Annotated in this window: 19 protein-coding genes; 15 read left to right on the top strand and 4 right to left on the bottom strand. The window is 48.1% G+C overall.

Annotated elements, in window-relative coordinates:
* The first annotated feature begins 24 nt into the window (after nucleotides 1-24).
* Genes DFQ00_RS01265 through DFQ00_RS01255 form a run of 3 tightly spaced genes read left to right on the top strand, consistent with a single transcriptional unit; the run spans nucleotide 25 to nucleotide 6,050 of the window.
* On the top strand, nucleotides 25-1,845 hold the full coding sequence (locus tag DFQ00_RS01265) for a sensor histidine kinase (RefSeq protein WP_110893363.1): 1,821 nt from the start codon (nucleotides 25-27) through the stop codon (nucleotides 1,843-1,845).
* Entirely contained in the window at nucleotides 1,842-3,443 is a 1,602-nt protein-coding gene (locus DFQ00_RS01260) for a helix-turn-helix domain-containing protein (RefSeq protein ID WP_110893361.1), read from the top strand. The genes DFQ00_RS01265 and DFQ00_RS01260 overlap by 4 nt, the downstream gene beginning before the upstream one ends.
* Before the next feature lie 18 nt (nucleotides 3,444-3,461).
* On the top strand, nucleotides 3,462-6,050 hold the full coding sequence (locus DFQ00_RS01255) for a beta-mannosidase (RefSeq protein WP_110893359.1): 2,589 nt from the start codon (nucleotides 3,462-3,464) through the stop codon (nucleotides 6,048-6,050).
* A 184-nt stretch (nucleotides 6,051-6,234) separates the two neighbouring features.
* Here DFQ00_RS01255 and DFQ00_RS01250 read toward each other — a convergent pair whose 3' ends face one another.
* Nucleotides 6,235-7,368, bottom strand: a complete 1,134-nt coding sequence (locus DFQ00_RS01250; RefSeq protein ID WP_244213653.1) for an FAD-dependent monooxygenase — start codon at nucleotides 7,366-7,368, stop codon at nucleotides 6,235-6,237.
* A gap of 269 nt (nucleotides 7,369-7,637) precedes the next feature.
* Here DFQ00_RS01250 and DFQ00_RS01245 point away from each other — a divergent pair, with 269 nt between their 5' ends.
* Nucleotides 7,638-8,120: a MarR family winged helix-turn-helix transcriptional regulator gene (locus DFQ00_RS01245; RefSeq protein ID WP_110893357.1), complete on the top strand. Its 483-nt coding sequence runs from the start codon at nucleotides 7,638-7,640 to the stop codon at nucleotides 8,118-8,120.
* 115 nt (nucleotides 8,121-8,235) lie between these two features.
* On the opposite strand, the gene DFQ00_RS01240 is transcribed toward DFQ00_RS01245, so the two are convergent.
* Complete coding sequence (locus DFQ00_RS01240; protein WP_110893355.1) at nucleotides 8,236-8,535, bottom strand: hypothetical protein; 300 nt, start codon at nucleotides 8,533-8,535, stop codon at nucleotides 8,236-8,238.
* Nucleotides 8,536-8,745: 210 nt separating this feature from the next.
* On the opposite strand from DFQ00_RS01240, the gene DFQ00_RS01235 reads away from it, so the two are divergent.
* The 3 genes from DFQ00_RS01235 to DFQ00_RS01225 all read left to right on the top strand — a co-directional run bounded on the left by DFQ00_RS01235 (nucleotide 8,746) and on the right by DFQ00_RS01225 (nucleotide 12,046).
* Entirely contained in the window at nucleotides 8,746-10,776 is a 2,031-nt protein-coding gene (locus tag DFQ00_RS01235) for a Na+/H+ antiporter (RefSeq protein ID WP_110893354.1), read from the top strand.
* Between the two features lie 134 nt (nucleotides 10,777-10,910).
* On the top strand, nucleotides 10,911-11,693 hold the full coding sequence (locus tag DFQ00_RS01230) for a polysaccharide deacetylase family protein (protein WP_110893353.1): 783 nt from the start codon (nucleotides 10,911-10,913) through the stop codon (nucleotides 11,691-11,693).
* Between the two features lie 134 nt (nucleotides 11,694-11,827).
* Nucleotides 11,828-12,046: a YwbE family protein gene (locus DFQ00_RS01225; protein ID WP_110893349.1), complete on the top strand. Its 219-nt coding sequence runs from the start codon at nucleotides 11,828-11,830 to the stop codon at nucleotides 12,044-12,046.
* 87 nt (nucleotides 12,047-12,133) lie between these two features.
* Here the strand turns inward: DFQ00_RS01225 and DFQ00_RS01220 are convergent, their stop codons facing one another.
* Nucleotides 12,134-13,561 (bottom strand): hypothetical protein, encoded by a 1,428-nt coding sequence (locus DFQ00_RS01220; protein WP_110894045.1) that lies wholly within the window; start codon nucleotides 13,559-13,561, stop codon nucleotides 12,134-12,136.
* Between the two features lie 309 nt (nucleotides 13,562-13,870).
* Here DFQ00_RS01220 and DFQ00_RS01215 point away from each other — a divergent pair, with 309 nt between their 5' ends.
* The 6 genes from DFQ00_RS01215 (at nucleotide 13,871) to DFQ00_RS01190 (ending at nucleotide 21,846) form a co-directional block, all read left to right on the top strand.
* On the top strand, nucleotides 13,871-15,664 hold the full coding sequence (locus DFQ00_RS01215) for a sensor histidine kinase (RefSeq protein ID WP_110893347.1): 1,794 nt from the start codon (nucleotides 13,871-13,873) through the stop codon (nucleotides 15,662-15,664).
* Nucleotides 15,639-17,252, top strand: coding sequence for a response regulator transcription factor (locus DFQ00_RS01210; protein WP_110893345.1), 1,614 nt, complete (start codon nucleotides 15,639-15,641; stop codon nucleotides 17,250-17,252). The genes DFQ00_RS01215 and DFQ00_RS01210 overlap by 26 nt, the downstream gene beginning before the upstream one ends.
* A 180-nt stretch (nucleotides 17,253-17,432) precedes the next feature.
* On the top strand, nucleotides 17,433-18,419 hold the full coding sequence (locus tag DFQ00_RS01205; RefSeq protein ID WP_174812286.1) for an ABC transporter permease: 987 nt from the start codon (nucleotides 17,433-17,435) through the stop codon (nucleotides 18,417-18,419).
* Nucleotides 18,420-18,436: 17 nt separating this feature from the next.
* Entirely contained in the window at nucleotides 18,437-19,345 is a 909-nt protein-coding gene (locus tag DFQ00_RS01200; RefSeq protein WP_110893343.1) for a carbohydrate ABC transporter permease, read from the top strand.
* A gap of 152 nt (nucleotides 19,346-19,497) precedes the next feature.
* Nucleotides 19,498-21,030 carry an ABC transporter substrate-binding protein gene (locus tag DFQ00_RS01195; protein WP_110893341.1) on the top strand — a complete coding sequence of 511 codons (1,533 nt, stop codon included), beginning with the start codon at nucleotides 19,498-19,500 and terminating at the stop codon, nucleotides 21,028-21,030.
* Nucleotides 21,031-21,147: 117 nt separating this feature from the next.
* Complete coding sequence (locus DFQ00_RS01190) at nucleotides 21,148-21,846, top strand: hypothetical protein (protein ID WP_146236089.1); 699 nt, start codon at nucleotides 21,148-21,150, stop codon at nucleotides 21,844-21,846.
* Nucleotides 21,847-22,124: 278 nt separating this feature from the next.
* Here the strand turns inward: DFQ00_RS01190 and DFQ00_RS28945 are convergent, their stop codons facing one another.
* Nucleotides 22,125-22,295 carry a hypothetical protein gene (locus DFQ00_RS28945; protein WP_167433565.1) on the bottom strand — a complete coding sequence of 57 codons (171 nt, stop codon included), beginning with the start codon at nucleotides 22,293-22,295 and terminating at the stop codon, nucleotides 22,125-22,127.
* A gap of 69 nt (nucleotides 22,296-22,364) precedes the next feature.
* Here DFQ00_RS28945 and DFQ00_RS01185 point away from each other — a divergent pair, with 69 nt between their 5' ends.
* Complete coding sequence (locus DFQ00_RS01185) at nucleotides 22,365-24,122, top strand: sensor histidine kinase (protein ID WP_110893337.1); 1,758 nt, start codon at nucleotides 22,365-22,367, stop codon at nucleotides 24,120-24,122.
* Nucleotides 24,123-24,150: 28 nt separating this feature from the next.
* A complete protein-coding gene (locus DFQ00_RS01180; protein ID WP_110893335.1) occupies nucleotides 24,151-25,779 on the top strand; it encodes a response regulator in 1,629 nt (542 codons plus the stop codon).
* Nucleotides 25,780-25,859: the final 80 nt, after the last annotated feature.

Raw genomic sequence — 25,859 nt, 5'->3', positions numbered from 1 at the left:
AGCGCATCCAAAGGAGGAACAGAGTTGGTTCGCTGGCTTACATCTTCACTACAGCGTAAGTTATCCGTAGTAGTTGCAGCCTCGATGATTGTGCCGCTTCTGGCGCTGGGGCTGTTTGCTTTTCTGTTCTCCTCGCGCATTACAGAGGAAAAAACGAAGCTGTCGGGTATGGATACGCTGAAACAGGTTGAGGCCAACCTCCGATATATGCTTCAGGATGCCGAGAATTTATCCATTTTCCTGATTGGAGAACGTGATATTCAGCAGTATTTAAGCCGTAACGAGGATCATGAACGGGATCGCATCGACATTTTGGGCAGAATGACCAACCTGGCTGCCTCCAAAAAATATATAGCCAACATAGCGATATATCCCGGGCGTTTTGATGCAGCTTTATCAACAGCCACCTGGTACGAGGCAGACGGTGCAAGCATCTACAATCCCCCGGCACCAAGCGGGGAGTCAGACAAACGATGGACGGGCGTCTATCCGGTCCGAAACTACGCCGGTATTCAGAATGTCATTACTTTAATTCGTCCGATCCGCAGCATTCATGATTATCGTCTGATCGGCTGGCTTGCGATCAGTCTGGATGAGAAAGTGATATCCAAAGGATGGCCCGCATTGGGGCTTGGCAGAGGGGAGGGCAGGCTGGAACTGATCGGAAGCTCCGGTGAGATTTTATCCTCCATGGACAAGCCCAGACTTGGACAGCATGTATCTGATCTGGAGCCTGGCCTTATGCTGCGTATTCAGAAGGGGCGCAGCGGAACGGCGATATACGGTGAGAAGAAACACAAGCGTACCGTGCTGTACTATCCTGAGGAATTAACAGGCTGGACTTTGGTCGGAACGGTCCCTTACGAGCAGTATCGTTCCGAGAATAGTTACATTTTGATTCTAACGGCAATAGCAGTGGCTATGTCGGCTCTCATCAGTGGGGGTCTGATCTGGTTCACTGTTCGCCGGATTACGAGACCGCTGCTTCTGTTGACCCGGCATCTGTCGAGAATTGATCCGAAACGTCCGCTTCCCTTGTTTCAATCCGTGAGCAATGATGAGATTGGCAGGCTGGGCGAGAGTTATAACCTGCTTGGCGAGCATATCCAGCTGCTGAAGGAAGAGGTTATCCGCGGGGAGGCTCGCAAAAAGGAGGCAGATCTGCGTGTGCTTCAGGCACAGATTAATCCCCATTTTCTGTATAACACGCTCTCTTCCGTTCATTGGATTGCGCTGATGTCCAATGAAAGTCGAATCGCAGATATGGTGGAGGGATTGAGTGATTTTCTGCGCATCAGCTTGAATAATGGTCAGGATTATTGCCCGGTTGCTCAGGAGATTGCACATATCCGTCATTATGTGCGGGTGCAGTCTATTCGTTTCCCGGATCAGTTTGTGCTTCATTATATTGTAGATCCTGCTCTGGAGCAGCAAATGATGCTAAAGCTACTGCTGCAGCCGCTTGTGGAGAATGCGATGCTTCACGGTATTCAGCCAACAGGAGGCGGGGGTACGATTACGATTATGATTCAGAAGGACGCGAGAGATGAGCGTATGAATATTCTGGTGCTGGACGATGGTGCAGGAATGGCCGCGGACAAGCTGGGCCAATTACGGGCAAACCTCATTGCCGGAGCAGAAGGAAGCAATGCGCTGCGATCAGGCGGTCAGCTACAGGAGAAATCGTTTGGCAGCTCGTTATCTGATGGCGGGTATGGCCTACGTAATGTCAATGAAAGACTGCTGCTGCATTACGGAGCCGATTCACTGCTTGATGTGCATAGCAGCGAGGGCGGAGGCACCCGGATTTCATTTTCCATTCCAATTCTGGAGGATATGCCATGAGATTATTAATTGTTGATGATGAGGTCATTATTCGAACAGGACTTGCAAGTGTTATTGCCTGGCATGAGCTCGGGATCGAGCTGCTTCAGCCGGCTGCCTCAGCGGAGGAAGCTCTGACAAGGATGGCAGAGGAACGTCCACACATGTTGATGACGGATATTCGGATGAATGGCAAGTCAGGGCTGGAGCTGGCGGAGGAGGCCATGCTGCTGATCCCGGAGCTTGAGGTCATTATTTTATCGGGTTATGATGATTTTTCATATGCGCAGCAGGCTATTCGTAACGGAGTCACCGATTATTTGCTCAAAACAAGCAGGCCGGAAGAAATTATAGAAACTGTATTGCAGGCCAAGGGGAGAATCACAGACCGCTGGGCCGAAAAATCTCGCGAGGAACAGCTTTTGCGTGAAAATCGAGAGCGGCAGTTTGCAGATTGGGTTATTGAAGGAAACATACACTCAGGGGTCTGTCCTGCTTTTTTGGAATTTGCAGCAGCATCCGTGCAGTCAGCATCCACCGAACGGCAGGATCATACCGGGGATAGGCATTGGAGCAGGCAGGTTGCCCTGATCCAGACCAAAGGCTGGAGCGGCACCTCGGATGCGCTGCTGCGGTTCGCTGTACAAAACATGCTGCAGGATGTGCTGCCCGGAGCGGTGGCTCAGGTGCATAAACAGCATGTTGTTTGCATTGTTACTGCTGTTTCTGAGGATGAAGTAAGCGTATACAGGCTGGAAGCCGGGTTAAACCGAATCGAGCAGTGGTTGAAATGCTCACTCCGGGCAGCAGTTGGCAAGGCGGTTCATCGTTCCGATGAGCTGCATCACAGCTACGAAACCGCTTTGACTGCTTTTCGCTATCACGGGTTACTTGATGCCAAAGTGTGGCGGTATGAAGACATCCATACACGACAGGGTGGTAAAAGTGTTCTGACACATGAGGAGGAGACGTCTCTTGGCACACTGCTGCTGGATCATGATCCGGTCAAACTGACAGCATGGATTCGTGAGCTGATGACAGGACTGATGCATGAACCGCACGTCACACCAGGATCATATGCAGCCTGCTTGCATTCAGTTGTCATTGCGGGTCACCGCTGGTTGGCCCGAACGCTGCAGGCGATCGGGCGGGAACATTCAGCCCGAGTGGAGCCATGGACCCCTGAATCGAATGAAGATGCTGCAACGCTGGGAGATGAGCTGTTTCACCATTTATATGAACTGATGCATGTGTATCACAGCCTTATGGGACAAGGGCAGGCGGCACATGTGCAGAAAGCGATTGGTTATATTGAATCCTCACTGACGCAGGATGTTAGCTTGCAGCAGGTGGCAGGGCGTATTCATTTGCATCCGGGGCATCTTAGTGAGCTGTTCAAAAAAGAGATGGGGGTAACGTTTGGTGATTTTGTCACCAATATGCGAATCAGACGGGCGATGGATATGCTCGCGGTGTCTCCAGCCAAAGTGAGCGAAGTGGCCGCGATTAGCGGTTACGAGGATGTAAAGTATTTTAGCAGGCTGTTCAAAAAGCATACAGGCAAAACTCCCAGTGAATACCGGGAGCATGTACTTTTATATAAATCTTCAGGCATCTAGGACAGGGGGAGCAACGGAATGGTGGCGAACGTGGGTCGGTCAAGTCAGGATCTGTCAGGGCAGTGGAGGATACAGCATTATGAGGTAGGAGAGAAGCGGGCGATGGAGGTGGCAGCCGCAGCGCTGGATGACCGTTTCTGGATCGGAGCAGCGGTGCCAGGTGATGTTCACGGAGCACTTGCAGAACGAGGCATTATTGATGCACCTTATTATGGACATAACGATGCCAAGAGCCGATGGATTGAGCAGAAGGAATGGTGGTACCGCACTACCTTTAATCTTGATCTGCATGCTGTATCCGGGGAGCAGGAGCATTTTGAGATGATTTTCGAAGGACTCGACACATTTGCCACGGTATATGTGAATGGACATGAGGTTGGGAGAACTGCCAATATGCTGATGTCTCATACCTTTGATGTAACCCGTCTGGTACGACCGGGCTGGAATGCGGTTGCCGTTCGGTTTGATCCACTTTTTCTTCATCATCATGACAAAGAGCAGTTTGATTGGTCCTCGTATACGAAGGAACGCCCTTGGCTGCGCAAGGCTGCGATGAATTTTGGCTGGGACTGGGGACCGCGCATGGTTACTGTCGGAATCTGGGGAGCTGTACGTCTGGAGCGCAGCAGGATTGCCAAGCTGGAGAACGTATACGCGCGCACTGAATCCATTCATACGAAGCATGCCCGGGTTCAGGTTACCGCCGATGTACGCTCTGTGCTTTCATACCGCAGCAGGCAAAAACGTACACAGCCTCTCGTAACCACCTGTGATATTCGCCTGCTGAATGAGGCTGGAGAAGTGGCTGCTAATGCTGTTTCATTGCCTGTCACTGGGGGGCAAGTGCACACCATGTTACATGTGGCTGATCCTCGGTTATGGTGGACTCATGATCTGGGAGATCCGTATTTGTACACCTTGGAGGTTACGCTTTATGCGGACGGGGAGATGCTGGATCAATACAGTCAGCTCTTTGGCATCCGCACGATTGAACTGGCTCTGCAGAATGGACAGGGAGAGAACCGTTTTGCTTTTATTCTGAACGGGGTTCCGATATATGCCAAAGGAGCAAACTGGATACCTGCAGATCAGATGATTGGAACGATACCGGATACTCGGTACAAAGAGTTGGTTGAGCTGTCTGTGGAGGCGCATATGAATATGCTTCGTGTCTGGGCGGGCGGCATCTATGAGAAGGATGTATTTTACGATGAATGCGATCGTCAGGGTGTGCTCGTCTGGCAGGACTTTGCGTTTGCCAATGCACTGTTCCCGGATTTTAACCGTGACTTCATGCATAATGTGCGGCAGGAGGTCAGAAATAATGTGCTTCGACTGCGAAGTCGGACTTCCCTTGCTCTCTGGTGTGGTAACAATGAGATTGACTGGCTGTATGATATGAAAACCGCAAGCGGTGATATTACAAGTCCGTTCTATGGAGAAAGGATCTATCACGAGCTGATCCCCGAGCTGCTCGAAGAGCTTGATCCGTCACGCCCGTACTGGCCTTCCTCGCCTTATGGGGCAAGCAATGGCCAGGATGCAAATGACCCGGATACCGGGGATCGGCACAACTGGCAGGTGTGGCACGGTTCGGTGTATCCGCGCAAGCAAGGAGAAGTGCCCGTGCTGGATTACAGCATTGAAGGGGTAACATTTAAAAATTTTAAAAAGGATCATGCCCTGTTCAGCAGTGAATTTGGCATGCATGCTTCTGCGAATCGGTATACGCTCGAGAAAAATATGCCTGAGGGTCAGTTCTACTGGGGCAGCCCCGAGATGGCCTACCGCAACAAGGATACGAATCATCAGAAGGGCATTCTGCTGATGAAAGGGTATACGGGCATTCCAAGGGACATTGAGGAATACATGAACTTTTCGATGCTGACTCAGGCGGAGGGCTTGCGTTACGGGATTGAGCATTTCAGACGAATCAATGATCGTAACAGAGGTGCGCTTGTATGGCAGCTTAATGACAGCTGGCCGGGAACAAGCTGGTCCATGATCGATTATGAGCTGCTGCCTAAGGCTTCGTTTTATTATGCCAAAACATTCTTTCATCCTGTTCTGCCTTCACTGGAGCATGAGCCAGAAGAGCCGCTTGTATTATGGGTTGTGAACGATACACAAGAGGGCATAAAGGGTCATCTTCGCTTGAATGTGTACGATCTGCATGGAGAACTGCTCTATACCCGAACGGATGAGGTGAATGCGCCGCTTCATTCTTCTACATGTATTGTCTCATTACAAGAAACGCAGGTATTAGCTGCAAAACAAGCCGAAGAAGTCATAGTGGAGCTTGTACCCGAAGGCTTTGATGCTCCGGTTAATCGTTACTTTTTGCGTGATCCCAAGGATGTGAAGCTTCCTCCATCTCTGCTCAGCGTTCATTTGAATGAAGAGGATCAATCCGTGACGATCACTGCAAGTGAGGCTGTTGCACGTATGGTGAAGCTGGAGCTACCTTTGGGACGGGTTCGATTCAGTGATAACTATTTCGATCTGCTTCCGGGAGAGAGTCGAACGGTGACGCTGCGGCATCCGGAAATACAGGCGCTGCCTCTCCATTTGCTGAGAATATGTGCGATGAATGCACAAGAAGGTTGAAAAGATGAAGACAGCACCATCTGATCATAGAATCAGGCAGCACGGAGAGGAGGACGCAGCAGCATGTCTTTTGTTTTTTGGCCCCAGTTAATCGTTATTCTTCTATTGATAAATATGTGTGCAAGGCAGTTCTGTTATGGGAATGCATTGTGTAAATTTTTGGTGTAACTTATATGGACGCCAATTAGCGAAACGATTCATAACGCTGCTGAAAAGAAGACTCCATCTCGATCTGGCGTGCCAGTTGCTGTTGTACTTTTGTGCCACGAATATCCTGTAGCTGTTGCAGGGCATCAACGGATCTGAAATCATCCTTTGCCATCTGAATAAGCAGATCGGAGAGGATATCAGCATCCTCCAGCGCGGCATTTAAGCCAAAGGCACCTGTAGGTGTCATCGTATGGGCGGCATCCCCGATGAGCACCACGTTATCCATTGCCCACCTGGCACTATAGCTACTTTCTACGGAAAGCAGTACAAAGTCACTCCAGTTCTGAATATGTGCTGCGACGGAATCAGCAAGACACGGGAAGGCCGCTACCAGTTTGCCAACGAAGGGCGCGAAGGGCTGCTCGCGCAGCTTGGCATAACCGCCCTCTGGAATATTCCATCCGATCTGAACATAACCGCCGTACTGCGAGAACAACGCCAGCTGCTGTCCATCCATGCTGGCCATCCGAACTGCTGGCTCCCATCCGGCGGGGGCGGGAATTCTGGCCCATAACAGATCGTAACCATGCTTGCGGATTTCTGGCATCAAGCCGGCATGCTTGCGTACTGCTGAATATCGGCCGTCTGCTCCAACAATGACAGATGCTTTGATGTATGCCGGGACACCGTTCTGACGTACATGAATGCCCGCAATGCTCCTATCTTTGTCCCGAAGCAGCCCCGTCATAACGGTATTGAATCGGGTTTGATGGAGGGGACCCACATTGTCCGTTTGGGCCATGATTGCTTCAAGCAGATGATCCTGAGGTACATGAATGCCAACATGCCGTTCCCCTTTATTCAAATCAGGATCAATCGTGTGCAGGATGTTACCCTCTTCCCAATACTGGATTTGCTCCAGCGGCAGTGCACCAAGCTCCTGAATGTGTGTAAACAGCCCATGTTTTTTCAGAATGGCTTCACCATCCGTGTTCAGCAGTTCTCCGCGAAAAGACTTGTGAAGATGCGGCTGACGCTCAATAAGTGTTGTAGAGATCCCCTGCTGGTTGAGCAGATATGACAATAACATGCCACCAGGGCCTGCGCCGACGATGCAGACATCTGTATGACTAAGGCTGTTTGTTTCGGTCATTTTCATTGAATTCATATCCATTATTCCCTTACGATATAGTGATAAATCCCATTTACTTTATGATAACAAATTTACTTAAATTATTAAGTAACTAAAAGTAACTAAAAAGATATACGTTATTATATACAAACTATTCGGTAGATACAATAGGTTGCCTCATATTTTTATTGATATGTAGCGAGCGACACAGGCTACATCAGAAGCTTCCGTTTTTTTCGCAACCAAATGTGTATAAATATGTTACAATATAAGGTAGGTTATGATGAAAGGCAGGAGGAACGGATATGAGCCCGAATACGGAGCGAAACTCGCAATTGGCAAATGTGGATCAATTGTTGGAGGCCTTCTTCAGATATAAAAACAAAGTATTGGATCAACAGCAAAAGTCGGAAACCAACTGTAAGCTGAATCCAACGAAGAGTCATATATTAGGCATGATTTTACGTGAACAGCGCTGTATGGCTGTTGATGTTGCACGTCAGCTCAGTCTATCCTCCGGGGCGACAACGATTGTGTTAAACCAGCTCGAAAGTGAAAATCTGATTCAACGGGTTCGGAGCGAGGAAGATCGCAGAATTGTCTGGCTTTCCTTAACGGAAGAAGGAGAGCAATTAGCGAGAATGTTAAATGCCAACCGAGGGCGCATGACTTGGGAATTGTTACAAGCGCTTACGGAGGAAGAACAGCAACTAATGCTCGGTATGCTCAAAAAAATCGAGATGAAGCTGCTGGAGAAGATGAAGTCGTTTGAACAGACCTATCGTTAATAAAAAAATAGAATATACAGCTGAAGACGTCAGTCCTCATGCGTTCGTCCCGGAAGCCGGGCATGAATCGTGAAGACTGGCGTTTTTAGCATTTCTGTTCAAATAGAACGAGGGGTTAGAGGTGAAAACGGGATACATGCTCGTTCAGACCTTCCTGCGTCAATATTTCCTTCTGTCTGCTCCCCATCAGATCAAAATGAGGGAAGGGCTGTCTTCGATGAATGTAGCGTGGGTTCAGGTCATGTTCCCTGCACCATTGCTCCAGGCGGTGCAAGTCTGCACAGCCGACCTTGGTAACACTTGTGATACCGGGAAACCGTGGATCAATCCAGTAATGAGTCAGATAGGCGATCTCGCCGCGAGCAACCTGCTCTTTCCATGCTGCCAGTTCCTGTCGTTTAATTCCAAAAGCCATGATTTGAACGATCCTTTCTAGCGGGGTATGGTACTTTGTATATTGTACATCTTATAGATATCCTGTATCAAAATTGTTTGTACAAACGCGTAGCAACATGGTTGAAGTGGGTAAGAGAATATGAAAACTTTGTTATAAGCATCTTTGATTTTGTGAGAAAAAAAGGCTTATGATGTATCGTTAACTTTAGCAGCGGAAAGGGTTGTCATCATGGAACTATTTATTGGGGTGCTTGTCTTGCTGGTGCTGATCGGTTTGTCGAATGTATTAAACCGGTTTGTGCCTTTTATTCCCGTTCCGCTCATTCAGATTGCGCTTGGTGTAGCTGTGGCGCTGCTGCCTGCGGGTGTTCATTTGCCGCTTAATCCAGAATTGTTTTTTGTACTTTTTATCGCACCATTGTTATATAACGATGGGAAAAGAACACCACGAAACGAACTGTGGAACCTGCGTGCACCGATTTTGCTGCTTGCCCTTGGTCTAGTGTTCGTTACGGTTGCTGTAGCCGGGCATATCATCCACTGGCTGATCCCGTCCATTCCGCTGCCAGCGGCATTTGCGCTAGCAGCCATTCTGTCTCCGACAGATGCCGTGGCAGTAGGGGCAATGGCGGGACGTGTACATTTGCCCAAAAGCATACATAGACTCCTTGAGGGCGAGGCGTTGATGAACGATGCTTCGGGTCTGGTAGCATTTAAATTTGCGATCGCTGCAACAGTTACCGGCGTTTTTTCACTGGCTGAAGCGACGGTCAGTTTTATCGTAATTGCAGTGGGAGGTCTGCTTGCTGGTGCTCTGATGTCCTTTCTGTTGATCCGCCTCGGACTATGGATTCGCAGACTAGGTATGGAGGATGTAACCATTCATATGCTTCTGCAAATTTTGACTCCTTTTGTAATTTACCTGGTAAGTGAAGAGATCGGGGTTTCCGGCATTTTGGCGGTTGTAGCCGGGGGAATTATTCATGCGATTGAACGTGACCGGGCAGAGTCGGTGCAGCTCAAGATGCAGGTGGTATCGGCAAGCACATGGTCGGTTATTTTATTTATTCTGAACGGTCTTGTATTTATGATTCTGGGCGTGCAGATTCCGGATGTATTAAATACAATCTTTGTCAACGTATCCTTTAATAATCTCGAAGTGTTAGGTTATGTGGTGCTCATCTCACTTTTGCTTGTTCTGCTCCGCTTCCTGTGGATTTATCTATTCTGGCAGGGGAATGAATGGCTACGGCGTACCAGATCACCTATTGGCAAACCACGATTTAAAGAAATTACAATTCTCTCCCTTTCTGGCGTAAGGGGTGCGGTAACGCTCGCAGGTGCATTTTCAATTCCTTATGTGCTTCAGGATGGCTCACCCTTTCCCGAGCGGGATTTGATTATTTTCTTGGCGGCCGGTGTCATTCTGGTATCTCTGATTGCGGCCAGTGTGCTATTGCCTGTGTTAGCGAAGAAGGAAGGAAGGACATCCGATGAGAATACACCGCAGAACTCTGAACGCAAAGCACAAGACATTATGCTGAATGCTGCAATTCGAGCTGTCAAATCCGAGATGAATGATGAAAATAAAGCTGCTGCCCTGACCGTCGTATCGGATTTGTCCAAATACATTAAACAGGCGGCAGGGCAATACACTGCAGATACACGCAAAGCGATGCAGAAGCAGGAAACTGCATTAAATCTGATCGCTACAAGAGCGGAGCGCAAAGAGATCGAAGCCATGATGGATGAGAATGCTCTTGGACCCGAGGCAGCCTTCAAATGTGATAACTGGTTAGATCGTAAGGAGATGATGCTCTCCAATCGCACCAACATACAGCTTCTTGCCTCGCTCAACGAGGTTGGACGTATGCTGGGTCAGCTGTTCACCAGTCGAGATCGGAAGCAGGATCAGCCGTTTGTGCTGGAAAATGCAGAGCTGTTCCGCAAGGTGAAGCTGCGCACGTCACAGGCTGCGATCAAAGCTGTACGCGCACAGATGAATGATACGAACCGCACGGCGGCGCTCTCTGTTATTGCCAAATATGAACGAGTTATTGCAAGGCTGCGTGCATGGAGTCAGGACAAGGCGGAAGATCCGTTTAATCAGGAAAAGCTCGAGCTTCAGATGATAGCCATTCAGGAACAGCGGAACACCGTTCAGCAATTGTATGAGAGCGGAGAGATTACCCGGGATGTAGCAGCCCAATTGCGTCGTTACATTAATGACGTGGAGGCGACTGTGCTGAAAAATGCCTGATGAAGATTATTGATGATTTGCCCACAATCGGGTAATGCTAACAGAGGATTGCAGTTAAAGTATGAAGTAGTATGAAGTTAAAGTATGAATGAAGTTTGAAGGATGATGTATGAATATCAAAGTGAGGATACGACATGAACCTGAAAGCAGCTCGATTTGTCGCATTGTTCATGCTGGCTATGGTGTTGCTGACCAGTTCAGCGTATGCCAAGCCGGTACAGAAGAATCGTGAGTATTATGAGGAGCGTGGGGAGATCGTGTGGGAAGTTCCTACACATGACAAACTGATTGCTCTGACCTTTGATGACGGACCGGACCCTGTCCAGACACCTCAGATTTTGGCTTTATTGAAGCAGTATGATGCCAAGGCGACCTTTTTTGTACTTGGCAAATGGGCTGAGAAGTACCCGGATATTGTTCGGCAGGAGCAGTTCCAGGGGCATGAGATCGCAAATCATACGTATGCACATACGTATGCCGTCCGCTCCACAGCACTAGATTATTACTTGAAGGACATGGGGGCGGCAGAGACCTCCATCGTTAACGCAGGAGCGCAGCGACCGTTATTGTTCAGGCCCCCCGGAGGTTATTACAATGATATGGTCATTCAGGCGGCCAAGCAGAAGGGATATACCATTATTTTGTGGTCTTGGCACCAGGATACACGAGATTGGGCTTTGCCTGGTGTATCAGCTATTACAAGAAAAGTTCTGGGCAATGCACGGAATGGGGATATCGTGTTATTCCATGATAAGGTTGATGGCAGATCACAGACCGTTGAATCCTTGCGGCAGATTCTGCCCAAACTGAAGGAACGAGGCTATGAATTTGTAACGGTGTCCGAACTGCTGGCTGTCAAGGCTCGCGAAGCTGCCAAGGAGGGAGTCTCCTCCTCATCCCCGCAAAAGCAGCCTTAATATCCAGTCAACTCAAGCCCAAGCCGCAGCCCCTGATCTTGTCAGGGGAGCTGCGGTCTTTTGTTTTGCAGTCCAAACGTCTACAATAGTTAGAGCTGAGCTGCTACTGATACTTCAATAAAGAAGGTGAATATATGAATGGACAAAAGAGAGCCGACATCAAACCGGGTCTGGAGGTTGATATCGTGCTCAAGCAGGACCAGTCCTCGGGTAAACTGACCCGAGGTGTTGTCAAAGATCTGTTAACCAAATCGCCTAACCATCCGCACGGCATTAAAGTGAGATTAACGAGCGGACAAGTTGGCCGGGTGAAACAAGTGATTTCAACGGGCAATCCCAGCGCCAATGAATAAACAAGGCAGAATCCACACCATTCAGAGGTGATGGTGCATCTTGCAGCTGGGAATCCTGCGGGATTTTGCTTAATCACGCATTATCTTTTAGATAAGAAGGACCGCAACGATAGTTGTTACGGTTAGTCCAAGTATGACCGGTTTCAGATTGCGCCGTGCCAGCTCAAACGGACTGACCCCGCAGATCGCAGCAGCTGGAATTAATGCCCACGGTATTAACGTGCCACCGCCAACCCAGATTGCTGCGATTTGCCCCAATGCGGTAAGTATCGGTGCTGAATCTGCTGAGCCAGCAAACATCGTAGCAATTGAACCCACGAGTGAAATTCCCGAAAATCCTGAACCGTCCATACCGGTTACAGCGCCAGTAACAGTCATCGTAATGGCGCCCACCGTGTCGTTCAGCGGTACAATACCCGCCAGTGCAACGCCAAGATCATTAACAATTCCGTGTGAGCCCTCAGGAAGAGGATTAGCAAATAATTCGGCAATAGCCGCGTCCCCGAGATAAAAAAACGCCGCAATCGGAATGACCGGACCAAATACTTTGAAGCCAAACTGAAAACCTTCGATGAGATAATGGGTCGTTTCCTCCGAGCCGTTATAACGATGTGCCGCCAGCGAAACGGCGATCAGAATAACTACGGCGGTTCCACCGATTAACGCTGTTGCATCTCCTCCCTGCAGGCTTAGCACAAACATCAGCACAACATCAAGTGCGAATAACAACGGTATAATAAGCGCAAATGTTTTTCGAAGACGAAGGGGCATCCTATGCGCTTCAATAGATGAATGACTTTCTGCTGCTAAAGGTAATAATGGAAGCTCTGTTGATGAGTGCTCCAGCCTCACTGCTGGCTGCGGCCCGCTGCTGGATTTCATCTCTTTGCGCAGCATCCAGAAGGCAGTCAGTGTAGATACCGTGCCCATGACAAGCACAAGAGGAACGCTTGCAGCCATCACGGACGCTACGGGAAGACCAGCCGCATCTGCTGTAAGCTTGGGAGCACCTTGAATAATGTAATCGCCGGATAAGGCAACACCATGACCAAACAGGTTCATCGCAATCGCAGCTCCGATTGGAGGCAGCCCAACCCTGACCGCTGCTGGCAGAAGGACTGCACCGACGAGTGCAACCGCTGGAGAGGGCCAAAAAAATAAAGATACGACCATCATAATGAGCCCGATGCCCCAATAGGCGGCCTGAGGTGTTCGAATAAACCGGGTGAGGGGTCTCACCATGACTTCATTGATGCCTGTTCTGATCAGAACCCGACTCATCGCAACGATAATCGAGATGATAAAGATAGTGCTTAACAATTCCTTGGCAGCGTAAATAAAGCTGTTGAAAACTCCGGCGACCGAGCCGCTTAACGTTTCTGCTGCCAGCAGTCCAATGGTCATAATGCCTGCGACACAGATGATGGTGGTATCTTTGCGTCGAACCATCACGGCGATAATCAGGACAATAAATGCCAAATAAACATAGTGCAGCGGAACAAGTTGAATATTCATCATGATGACAGCCTCCCTGCACCCCTGGTCACTTATCCGGGGGGTGATATATCCTATGCATGTCAGGCCTGGGCGTTCAAGCAGGATTTTTTTTACATTCAGAGAATTATGTAGGAGTGAAGCAGAGCATTCAAAGGGGGTGGACTTGAGAATACAAGTCACGATAACACACATATGGGAGTCACTGAACCTGATAGACAACGTCGAACACAGGTGATTACAATATACATGCCATCTTGAGGAAGAAATTAGAAAAAGTCAGATACAATCAATGAATCAGCTTATCTTGAATCAAAAGGACGGTAATCCATGAACTTGATCCGTTCATTACGCTTTAAATTTATTGTGGGCCTTACGCTGATCATGCTGCCATTGTTCCTGCTGCTCTATTACAACAACGTTTATGCCATGAAAGTGGTACGTGATAAGGTATCCCTCACTTATATGAATCATCTGGCCAAAAATGTGGAGCAAAATGAACGAGTATTGCAGGAAACGAATCGATATTTGTACAGTTTGGGCGAGCGTGACCCTGATATTATTTCTCTGTTCTTTCTGCAATACGGAAGTGGAGACTACATTATTGCCAAGCAGCGTATTATGAACAAATTTATGACTGATATCGGATTCTACAATCTCATTGATTCATTCTATCTGTATGATGCAGTGAACGACGATCTGCTACTGGCAACCGCGGGAAACTATGATATCAAAAAGTCGGTTGTGCAGCGCAGTATGCCAGCCCAGCTGCGCCAGCTGGAGGGGGATATTCAGAAGCCTGAATGGAGTATTGTACGTGGAGGCTCGTTTAATGCATTAGTGAAAACAGTGCGAATCAATCAGCAATTTTATGCCGGGGCTTTGGTAGACATGAATGCAATGAATGATTCACAGCAGTTTGCTGAATCGGGAGACAGAGGCGGAGCGGTTATCGTGACTACCGATGGCAGAGCCTTATCTGACTCAACGCTGAATGCGGGACAAATTAAACTGGCGGCGGATCATTTGACCGGTTTGGAAAGTCCGTATCAGGTCATCTCTGAAACGGGAAGGCAGGCCCGGCAGTATCTGATGGTTGGCATTTCCTCTGCGATGTCAGAGATGAATTATGTTGTACTGCTACCAGAGGAAGACATGATGCGTAACCTGCCTTTTTTTCAACAGATTATTCGATTGCTGCCTATAGGGGCTGCTGTCATTCTCATCACCGCGCTGTTCTTTCTGCGTCAGCTGCTGTTTCGTCCCATGAATGCTCTGATTCGTGGCATGAGAAGGGTTAGTCGCGGGGAGCTGGATGTAACACTGGAGGCACCATCCTCCTCCGAGCTGGAGTTTGTGACACGTAGCTTCAATCAGATGATTCAGGAGATCCAGCATCTGAAGATTGATGTATATGAGGAGCAGCTGCGGACACGGGAGGCCGAATTCAAGCAGCTGCAGATGCAGATCAATCCGCACTTTTATCTGAATTCACTGAATATTATTCATAGCCTGGCCTCTCTGCAAAAACATGAGCTGGTACAACAGATGGCAGGTCATCTGGCTGATTATTTCAGATTCAGTTTACGTGCGGGCAAACGTGTAATCAGTCTTAACGACGAGATCGAGCATATTCGTCACTATCTCGAGATTCAGAAGCTGCGCTTCCCGAGCAAGCTGGAATTCGAGCTGGACATTGAACCGAAGGCGGGTCAATATGTTTTGCCGCCGCTGACCATACAGCCTTTTGTGGAAAATGCCATTATTCATGGATTTCAGCGGAGGATGCAACCCTTTGTCATTCGTATTGCTGCGCGTGTGACGGGAGCTACAGACGGTGAGGCCAAGGATGGAATGCTGGAGCTTCGGATTATGGACAGCGGCGTCGGATTTGCACCGGAGCTGCTGGAGCGGCTGCAGCATGGCCAATATGCCAAGGACCCCGGAGGACAGCATATTGGCATATGGAATGTGGCCCACAGGCTGCTGGTGAAGTATGGCAACGAGGCCGGGTTGATTTTTGAAAACAGGATAGATGGTGGCGCTGCAGTAAGCATTTATCTGCCTGCTCAGACCGAAGAGCAAGAAGGAGGAACTCATGCGGAACCTGTTGATTGTGGATGATGAAGTATACGCTCTGCAAGCGATGCTGGAGGGTGTGGACTGGAAGGCTGCCGGAATTGATCAGGTGTTCGGGGCATGTGATGTAGAAGAGGCGAGACAGGTCATTCGGAGTGAGGCCATTGATATTTTGATCTGTGACATCGAGATGCCTGGGGAGAGCGGTCTCGATCTGCAAAGCTGGGTGTTGAAGCACGATCCAGGGATACTGACTATTTTTTTGACAGGGCATGCTCTGTTTGATTACGCTCAGACGGCAATCAAGCTGAACAGCTTCGATTATCTATTGAAGCCTGCTCCTGCGGATCAGCTTATTAAAGTGGTTACACAAGCCATAGACAAAATCAAGGACGGAGAGCAGCGTACACGAACGAACGAGGTTTACGAAACCGTATACAAGCGGTGGAAAACCCATAAACCTCTACTGACCGAGCGTTTCTGGAAAGATGCGGTGTCCCAGCGCAGTGCGCTTACCCCACAGAAGCTGCAGGAGCTCGCTGAGCTCTACGGAGCAGAGATTGATCCTGAGGTTCGTGTTCTGCCGATTGTGATATCGGTAGAGGAGTGGGTACGTGAGTTCAATCTGCGCGATGAAGAGGTATTGGAATACGCTCTGCGTAATGCGGCCAGAGAAATGGTGCTGGGGGATAAGCCAGGAGAAGTATTTCAGGATCACAGTGGACTTAACATCGTACTGGCGTACGAACAGGATGGAAGCGTCCTGTCTGCCGAAGAAGCCCAGCAACGCTGTCAGCGTTATATCCAGGAGTGTGGCATCTATTTCTACTGTCGTTTATCCTGTTATGTCGGTGCACCCGTTGCTGTAACTGAACTGCAGGGCATGCTGAATGACTTGATGGACATGGAGCGGCGTAATATCAAGGAACTGGAAGAGGTTTTTGTCTATGATGAGCGGCATCGGGCGCAGGAAGATCGCTTTTTACCTATTCCATGGTTCTCCGAGCTGTCCATTTTGTTCGAAACAGGTAAAGTAGATGACCTGCGTGAACGTGTACATGAAATTTTCGAGCTGCTTGCCGCGCAGGAAGGATTATCCCCGGAAATGTTGCATCTCTACTATCATGCGATGCTACATGTCGTTTACCCGCTGCTGCATCAGAATAACGTATCCATTCGCAGTCTGTATCCCGGAGAGCGGGAGCCCGAGGAAGCCGTAGTTACACGATCACTGTCGCAACTGAAGCAGTGGACGCTTGAATTGATTGACCGTGTCATCCCCGTATTGTACCCGGACGATCACAATCCGATGTCGATTGTGGATCAGCTGTGCATATACATTGAGACTCATATCGGCGAAGAGCTGATGCGGGAGGAGCTTGCGGCTTTTGCCGGGTTTAACCCGGCGTATCTGTCCCGTTTATTCCGTAAGGAAAAGGGAATGTCTCTGTCCGAATTCATTCTGCAGCGCCGAGTTGCGATGGCAAAAACCCTGCTCTCTCAATCGACCGTCAAGGTGACGGATATCGCAGGTAAGGTAGGGTACTATAACTACTCTCATTTTACGAAAATGTTCAAAAAATGCACGGGGATTACGCCACAGGAGTTTCGCAAGCAGTCCAGAACCGTGTAATCAGGCGCAGCATGCTGCGCTTTTTGTTTGTTTTTAATGGGATAAAAGTCATAATTTGATCATTGAACAGGTCACCACAGCAGATAGAGGACTTGATCGCCCCGCCGTATACTTGAACCACAGGAGGCGCACGGAGCTTCATCCTGAGGAAGAATTCAAGAGGAGTGAGGGAGAACACGTATGAAGACACAACCCCAGGCGGGTAAGGGCGTACGAATATCGGAGATACCGGAAGGCACGGTTCGAAAGCGCAAGTCCGTGTTATACAATCTTGGCAAGTACAAGGTGCTCTACCTGATGTTTCTGCCAGGTATTTTGTTTCTGCTGGTAAACAACTATATGCCGATGTTCGGCGTTCTGATCGCATTCAAAAATGTCAACTATGCCGATGGAATATGGGGGAGCCCGTGGAGCGGATGGGATAATTTTAAATACCTGTTCTCAACCAGCGATGCGTGGGAGATTACGCGAAACACGCTTGCTTACAACACCGTATTTATCGCACTCAATCTGTTTGTTGGTGTAGGGCTGGCAATTATGCTCAACGAAGTAAAAAATAAAGCAATGTCCAAGTTATACCAATCACTTATGCTGTTGCCTTATTTTTTATCCATGATCGTGGTTAGCTATCTCGTGCTTGCTTTTCTCGGCAAGGACTCGGGATTTATGAACTCAACCATTCTGCAAATGTTTGGAGGACAGCCGATTGACTGGTACTCTGAACCCAAATATTGGCCATACATTCTGCCACTTGTGAATACGTGGAAAAATATCGGTTATTATGCGGTTATTTATCTCGCAGCAGTTGTGGGCATTGACGAAGAATATTACGAAGCAGCTGTACTCGATGGGGCGTCAAAGTGGCATCAGATTCGTTTCATTACGATTCCTTTTCTGATTCCATTAATAGTCATTATGACTTTGCTTCAGATCGGACGTATCTTTTATGCAGACTTCAGCCTGTTCTATCAGGTTCCGCTGGAATCAGGCGCATTGTTCCCTGTAACCAACGTACTTGATACGTATGTATATCGTACATTCCTTATTGGTGGAGACATCGGGATGTCATCTGCGGCAGGTTTGTATCAAGCGATTGTCGGTTTTGTGCTGGTGCTGGTATCCAATACCATCGTCCGACGGATTGACAAAGATAATGCACTATTTTGAGAGGAGGCAAGTCAGTTGTGAAAACACGTGATCCATTAGCTGTATCCAAGCGTTCCGCAGCCGTTATCCATTTCATGTTTCTATTCTATGCCATTGCCTGTATCGTGCCGATCATACTGGTCTTCGCCATCTCTTTTTCGGATGAAACAAAGGTTATTGCCAATGGCTACAAGCTCATACCAGAGCAGTTCAGCCTGACAGCCTATGAATTTCTGTTCAAGGATATGGATCAGATCATCCACTCCTATGGCATATCCATCATTGTTACTGTTATCGGTACAATTACAAGTGTGGCATTAACCGCCCTTTATGCATATCCACTCTCACGCAGAGATTTGCCATATCGCGGCTGGTTCGCCTTTTTCATCTTCTTCACCATGCTGTTTAACGGGGGACTTGTTCCCTGGTATCTCGTATATGTCAACGTACTGGATTTGAAAAATTCCATTCTGGCATTGATCATGCCGCTGTTGTTATCACCGTTTTTTGTACTTGTTATGCGAACGTTCTTCGCCAACTCTATTCCTGTATCTATTCTGGAATCGGCGCGCATTGACGGAGCGGGGGAATTGAAAACGTTTTTGCGGATTGTCCTGCCACTATCGTTGCCCGTTATGGCGACGGTTGCACTATTCAGCACGCTGAACTACTGGAATGACTGGTATCTCAGTATGATTTTTATTTCAGATAACCGGACGATCAGCCTTCAGTACCTTATGTACCGGACGCTGCTCGATATTCAATATTTAACAACCAACTCCAACGTTTCTTCACAGATTTCATCACAGGGCGCAATGCCTGATCTACCTAATAAAACGCTGCAAATGGCAATGGCTGTTGTCGGTATAGGTCCAATTGTACTGGCGTACCCATTCTTCCAGCGTTATTTCATCAAAGGTTTGACGGTAGGTGCTGTGAAGGGATAACTCCAGCCGGTTAGGGAGTGGTCAAGGTTTATTGAAGATAGACGAAAGGGCATATACAGAAAGGTTTTACCGTTTATTTGGAATTGGGGAAGAACGGTAAAAGGGTAAGGTGTACAAGGTAACGGTCCATTATATGAACAGGAGGGGTTCAATTGGTTCAATCGTTTAAAGTGTGGTCACGTATGACAGCGGCTGCCATGACACTGGCTCTGGTGCTTGCTGGCTGCTCGCCTGACAAGGGGGGGAGTGCAACACCGGGAGCGGAAAGTAATACACCGAACGCAGGCAATACCGAAAAGCCTTATGAGGTTTCGCTGTTCTATCCAGGCACACCTCAGAAGGATGTTGCCTTGGTAGAAGCTGAAATCAACAAAAAGATGGAGCCCAAGATTGGAGCTACGATCAAAATCAATGCTGTGGACTGGGGGCAATGGGATAATAAGCTGAACCTGATGATCTCCTCAGGGGAGAAGGCCGACATTATCTTCACCGCAGCTTGGCAGAACTACACCGTTAACGTAGCCAAAGGTGCGTTCTTGCCACTGAATGACCTGCTGGATGAGTACGGGCAGGACATCAAGAAAAATCTGGACCCTGCCTTCCTGGAAGGTTCTCAGGTGGATGGTGTCAACTATGGTGTGCCAACCAACAAGGAGCTTGCCGCCACTCGTGGTGTGCTGGTCCGCAAAGATATCGCTGATAAATACAATCTGGACCTGACAGCAGTGAAAACATGGGCTGATCTGGAGCCGCTGCTCAAAACGATTAAGGAAAATGAACCTTCCATTACTCCGTTCTACATGTCCAATACGAATGGTAATGGATTGCTCGAAAATCTGGACTGGGATTATCTCGGCGATGCATCGGTACCGGGTGTGATCTCCAAAACAGCGGGCGAAACAAAAGTGCTGAATGAAGTGGAAACACCGGAGTTCAAACAAGCAGCCGAGCTTGCACGTAAATGGTATCAGGCGGGTTATATTAACAGTGACGCAGCAACGTCCAACGTATTCCCGAAAGACCAGGCCAAAGCCGGCAAAGCGTTCATGTGGACGGATGGTATGAAGCCGGGTAAAGATAAGGAAGAGGAAGGTTATGTCGGTTATCCGCTAACACAGATTGAAATGACAAGTCCAACGATTACGACAGGGGATGCGTCTGGTGCGATGCTCGCTATCTCCCGTTCTTCTGAAAAACCGGAAAAAGCAATGCAAGTCATCAACTTGCTTCACTCTGACAAAGAAATCAACAACCTGCTCAACTTCGGTATTGAAGGTAAGCATTATGTGAAGGTTGAAGGACAGGACAACATTATCAAACTGCCTGACGGTGTTGATGCCAACAGCCGTACCTATAATCCAGGTGCACAGTGGCAGTTGGGTAACCAGTTCCTGAATTACCTGTGGGATAATGAAGATCCGCAAAAATGGGAGAAGTTCAAGGAGTTTAACGCCAAAGGTGTGAAATCTCCTGCCCTTGGTTTCACGTTTAACAGCCAGTCGGTGAAAAACGAAATTGCGGCTGTAAACAACGTCAACAAACAATTTAAACCAGGCATGACCTCGGGTGCCGTTGATCCGAATGAGATGATTCCGAAATATTTGGAAAAATTGAAAGCAGCAGGTATCGACAAAATTATTGCGGCGAAACAGGAGCAGCTGGATGCGTTCCTGGCTGGAAAATAAAGCTTCAAAAAAAGACGTTATCGGCTATACGCGGTAATGTCTTTTTTTGTTTTTGGATTGTTGATCAAAAATAGGAAAAATATGATATAATCAGGTGGTTGATTAGGAGGTGTTTGCGTGTCGAGAACCAGACTTGTGTTCTCAGGAGGTTTATTGGTGTTTGCGATTATTTTTACCTTTAATCATCACCTTGGTTTCTCAGTAGGTGATTCATTGTTGTTATCAATCGGCATTTCCCCTTATACCAAATCGTATGTCAGCGGTGTACATATTACTATTTTCTTTGGACTTGGCATGCTGGCCTGCGGATATTACCTTGCGCGCAAGGAGATCATGCTCAGGTATCCGCTTGTGGCGAGAACGTTGTGGATTGCAGTTGTAATTGTAGTCTCCAGCTATTCATTTATGACGGACAAGCTGATGTATGTGGTAAAGTGGGGGGCTACGGGTTTAAACGGCATATCGTATACGCAGAACAATAGCTCATGCACGTATCATGTTCATCCTAACGGTCGAGTTCACGCAACTTGTGAGTTGACTCTGAAAAATTACAGCAGCTCATCCATCGCCGCCATGGTAAAGCCGGATTTGGCAGGTAGCTACCGCCATGATGATGATGCTTTATCCGAATCTTTACACTCTGTAGCGCTCAGCGCCGTACCAGTCAAGCTTGAGCCCCGCATGACGTTCACAGGAACACTCGAATTTTCGGGCTTGGCGAAACGACCATTAGAGGTAAGCGGCAAGCTGGATGAGATCGTACTTGATGTTGCAGTAGATGGGAGCAATACGGTTTTTGACTATGACATCCCTTAGCACGTGAGAGTAGACTGTAGTTCCAAGTACATAACCAATATATACTAAATGATCGGAAGACAGGATAACATAACAAGTACAGCATTCATGAACAAGTGAAGTCGGCCTAGCGCCGACTTCACTTGTTTGCGTAAGTTGGATTAAGTGCTAAAACCTTGCATTAATGTCCTTTTCGAAAGGCTGGACGAGGCTTACGATAGAGCATGGGACAGTCTGTTTATGAAGGCATCTAACGGTGCGTTATGAAGCCTGTCCAAGAAATTGATTGTATTTAAAGCTTACATGGCTACAATTAATGTCACGACTTGTGTCAGGAAGATCAGGGCGTATCTTGAAACCTGCTGAAGTGCATCTTTTACCGCCTTTTCGCTCCCTGCTGCGTCAGTTTCCATTGACGTGCCCCGGCACGCCTGCGGAAAACTTCCTGGCTTGGAACGGAAATTCAGCAAAATTAGCTTCCTTCAGCATTTTCAGACACGCCCTAAAGAAAAATATAATAAAGCGAGATGAACATTTCCATGTCATACCGGACAAATCTGTTTTCCAAGATGGTCATTTTGATACTGATCATGCTTATTCCTGTTGTGCTCCTGTACTGGTATTCCAATCATAAAACCACGGCTGTGCTTCGAGCTGAGCTTAACCGCTCAAACAGCAATCAGCTGGAGTTCTTTCAAAATCAGGTGAACTCTAACATTGAATTGTTGTCCTCATGGCCTAATTTGCTGATCCATGACCCGGACATTGCCAGTTTTCGGCGTATATTTGCCGAGAGTCGCTATTTTGATCTTGATGCTATCAACTTGGTCAAGCGTATTCAGAACAAGCTGAGTATTCAGGAAAGCTCATCGAACTGGGCCACCAAATTATATCTGTACTCCCCGTCGCTCGGCAGAGTCATCTCGGAAAGGGATGCACGTTCTTATGACAAGCAGGCGTTAAAAGAAAATATAATTTCGGGCTGGGATGTGCACAAAATTGAGGATGGGCAGAATGACCGCTTTATGTTCAGCTGGATTACTGTATCCCCCTACGGAATCAAAGACCCTGCTGAAAATGCAGAGACCATCATTAAGCTGGAATTCGACAGTGATAACATTCGGGACATGCTTGATAAATTCAAAGGTGATGGAAGACATGACCCCTTTTATTTCCGCGAGGAGACGGGAGTGATCTACAATCGTACATCTGATCGGACATTGACAGATCAATTGATCAAGGAATTGTCTAGTCATACCTTGAAGGACGTGGAGAACCGCACGGTCGTTATTGGCAATGAGCCATATATGGTCAATTCTGTGAAGTCGAGTACCACGGGCTGGTATCTGGTGGACTACATGCCGCTGTCCGATATTTTGAAGCCGATTCATCAGTCTAACATCCTGTTCTACTCGTCGATGATTTGCTTGCTTCTGATGAGCTTTACCGCTGCTTATTTGCTTTATGTACAGGTTCAGGTGCCGGTAAAACAATTGATTCGCGGATTCCAGCGGTTGAAGCAGGAGGACTACTCCGTTCGAATTGAGCCGAAGGGTCGCAATGAATTCAGTTTCCTGTCGGAGCGCTTTAATTCAATGGTGGAAAAGATTCAACAGCTGTTCGAGCACGTATATCTGGAGCAAATCCATGTACGGGAGGCAAGGCTGAAGCAGCTGCAGTCGCAGATTAATCCGCATTTCTTCTATAATTGCTTCTCATTTATTACAAGCATGGCGAAGATGAAACGCGTGGACGCTGTTGTAGCGATGTCTCACAATCTTTCCAGATACTACAGGTATACGACAAGGCAGGAGAGGGATTTGGTTCCGCTATCGGAAGAGATCGAATTTGTAACCAACTATCTGGAAATTCAGCATATGCGCATGGAGCGTATCCATTATGCGCTTGATTTGCCAGAGGACATGTTACGCATTGAAGTTCCGCCGCTCATCGTACAGCCGCTCGTTGAAAATGCAGTCATACACGGGATCGAAGCAGATGCCGAGGCCGGTGAGATCAGAGTATCTGGTGAGCAAAAGGATGGAATGATGCTTCTCATCGTTGAAGATGATGGTCAGGGCATGACACAGGAGCAGCGTGAAGCGCTGCTCACCAAGCTTGCCGGTACGCTGGATCAGGAGATGGGCTGCGGGTTGTGGAATGTGAATCAAAGACTGCAGCTGAAGTATGGTGAGAAGGGTGGGCTGTATATCACCGAATCAGAGCTGGGCGGCGTGCGAGTTGTCTTGTCATGGCCAGTGGAACAGAAACCAGCGCTTGAAGAGTACGAGGAGTGAACATCAGTTAACCGGGAGAGTGATTGAATTGATCGATATATTGCTTGTGGATGATGAAACGTATGTAACGGAAAGTCTGGAGCTCACCATTCCGTGGGGAGAGATTGGGGTCACAACTGTGCTGCGTGCAGCATCCGGCAAGGAAGCGCTGCAGATTATGGAGGAGAATGCGGTGGATATTGTCGTTACTGACATTCGTATGCCAGGTATGACAGGCCTTGAGCTGATTGGTGAGGTGAGCCGTCGCTGGGCGCATGTGCGCTGCATTTTACTGACAGGACACAGTGACTTTGATTATGCCAAAAAGGCGATTCAACTACAGGCGGCAGATTATATTTTGAAGCCTGTGAACGATGATGAATTCATGAATTCTGTGTCAGCCGCGATTACCTCCTTGCGTGATGAATGGGATGAATTTGACAAGTATCATCGCCTGCTATACAGCCGCAAATCAGATTACAAAATTTTACGTGAAAATCTGATGCATGATCTGCTCTTGGGCCGAGTGCTTACTACCAAAGCATTGCGCGAGCAATTTGAACAATACGAGCTGCATATGGACCCGGAGCAGCCGGCTGTTATGATGCTGATTCGTCTTGCCGGACGTTTTGCCTCTATGGATCAGCAGTCGCTGGATCTGATGGATTTTGCAGTCGGGAATATAGCCGAGGAAGTGCTAGGGGAAGCCTACAACGTCTGGTTCAGTCGCGGACCGCATGAGTGTCTGGTTATGTTTCTGCAGAACCGCGAGCCGGATGAGCTCTCCCGGATGGAGAAAAGTGCATTGCAAGCTGCTGCCGGAACCTTCCGGGAGCATGTGGTGAGGTACCTGCAAGGTGATTTGTCGATGGTGGTTACGCCTCCATTTCCGTTTAATGAGCTAACGAATGTATATCGCAAAAGCTTGGGGTCATTAATCCTTTCAGGACCGGAGGAGCACAGCATCATCTATATCGACATGGAAAAAACGTTAAACAAACGTCCCGAAAACGATGCCGCGCAAGCGCTTGAAGAGCTGTACAAGCCACCGGTGCTGCCACAGCTGCTGGAGACCAAACAATGGGAAGCTGCTGCGGACAAGCTGAATGTAGTTTTTGATGCCGTGGAGAAGGTATGTTTGTCCAGAGAGCATGCGTATGAGATGTATCTGTCTGTTACGAATGCTTTTATGTACATTGCTCACAAACAAGGACATCTGGTACATGAGATTGATCATGCGGGCTTCGATCTGGTGCTTGCGCACCAGTTAATTCAATCCCCGGAGAAGCTGCGGCGCTGGGCCATGAACATGCTGGAGAAGCTGCAGGAGGAGCTGTCGGATCAGGAGGGGGTACAGAGCCGCCGGCATGTCATTAAGCAAGTTCAGGAGCTGGTCACTCGAGATACGGGACAGGATTTGTCGGTAAAAATGATTGCGGACAAAGTGTATCTGCACCCGGTGTACCTTTCTAAAATATACAAAGCAGAAACGGGCGAGGGTCTGGGAGACTACATGATTCGTATGCGCATGGAGCGAGCGCTGTATCTGCTCAAAAATACGAATAAAAAAATATACGAGATTACGAGTGAGCTGGGCTACCAGAATCCGCAATATTTCAGCAAAATGTTCAAAAAGCACTATGGCATGACACCGAACGAATTCCGTGATCAGACATAAATACAACATGATTCGAGCAATAGGTTGGTAAAGGTGCAGAAATCTTGATTTCGTATCATAGGCTGATGTGCCTGGTCGTC

This window comes from Paenibacillus barcinonensis, from assembly GCF_003217495.1.
Classification (GTDB): Bacteria; Bacillota; Bacilli; order Paenibacillales; family Paenibacillaceae; genus Paenibacillus; species Paenibacillus barcinonensis.
The sequence above is the reverse complement of the archived record's forward strand: the minus strand, read 5'-3'. Positions and strand labels throughout refer to the sequence as shown.

Excerpts from the sequence above, each read along its gene's own strand:
- DFQ00_RS01260 (WP_110893361.1), top strand. The coding sequence starts at position 1,842 with ATGAGATTATTAATTGTTGATGATGAGGTCATTATTCGAACAGGACTT.
- DFQ00_RS01255 (WP_110893359.1), top strand. The coding sequence starts at position 3,462 with ATGGTGGCGAACGTGGGTCGGTCAAGTCAGGATCTGTCAGGGCAGTGG.
- DFQ00_RS01250 (WP_244213653.1), bottom strand. The coding sequence starts at position 7,368 with ATGAATTCAATGAAAATGACCGAAACAAACAGCCTTAGTCATACAGAT.
- DFQ00_RS01245 (WP_110893357.1), top strand. The coding sequence starts at position 7,638 with ATGAGCCCGAATACGGAGCGAAACTCGCAATTGGCAAATGTGGATCAA.
- DFQ00_RS01240 (WP_110893355.1), bottom strand. The coding sequence starts at position 8,535 with ATGGCTTTTGGAATTAAACGACAGGAACTGGCAGCATGGAAAGAGCAG.
- DFQ00_RS01235 (WP_110893354.1), top strand. The coding sequence starts at position 8,746 with ATGGAACTATTTATTGGGGTGCTTGTCTTGCTGGTGCTGATCGGTTTG.
- DFQ00_RS01230 (WP_110893353.1), top strand. The coding sequence starts at position 10,911 with ATGAACCTGAAAGCAGCTCGATTTGTCGCATTGTTCATGCTGGCTATG.
- DFQ00_RS01225 (WP_110893349.1), top strand. The coding sequence starts at position 11,828 with ATGAATGGACAAAAGAGAGCCGACATCAAACCGGGTCTGGAGGTTGAT.
- DFQ00_RS01220 (WP_110894045.1), bottom strand. The coding sequence starts at position 13,561 with ATGAATATTCAACTTGTTCCGCTGCACTATGTTTATTTGGCATTTATT.
- DFQ00_RS01215 (WP_110893347.1), top strand. The coding sequence starts at position 13,871 with ATGAACTTGATCCGTTCATTACGCTTTAAATTTATTGTGGGCCTTACG.
- DFQ00_RS01210 (WP_110893345.1), top strand. The coding sequence starts at position 15,639 with ATGCGGAACCTGTTGATTGTGGATGATGAAGTATACGCTCTGCAAGCG.
- DFQ00_RS01205 (WP_174812286.1), top strand. The coding sequence starts at position 17,433 with ATGAAGACACAACCCCAGGCGGGTAAGGGCGTACGAATATCGGAGATA.
- DFQ00_RS01185 (WP_110893337.1), top strand. The coding sequence starts at position 22,365 with ATGTCATACCGGACAAATCTGTTTTCCAAGATGGTCATTTTGATACTG.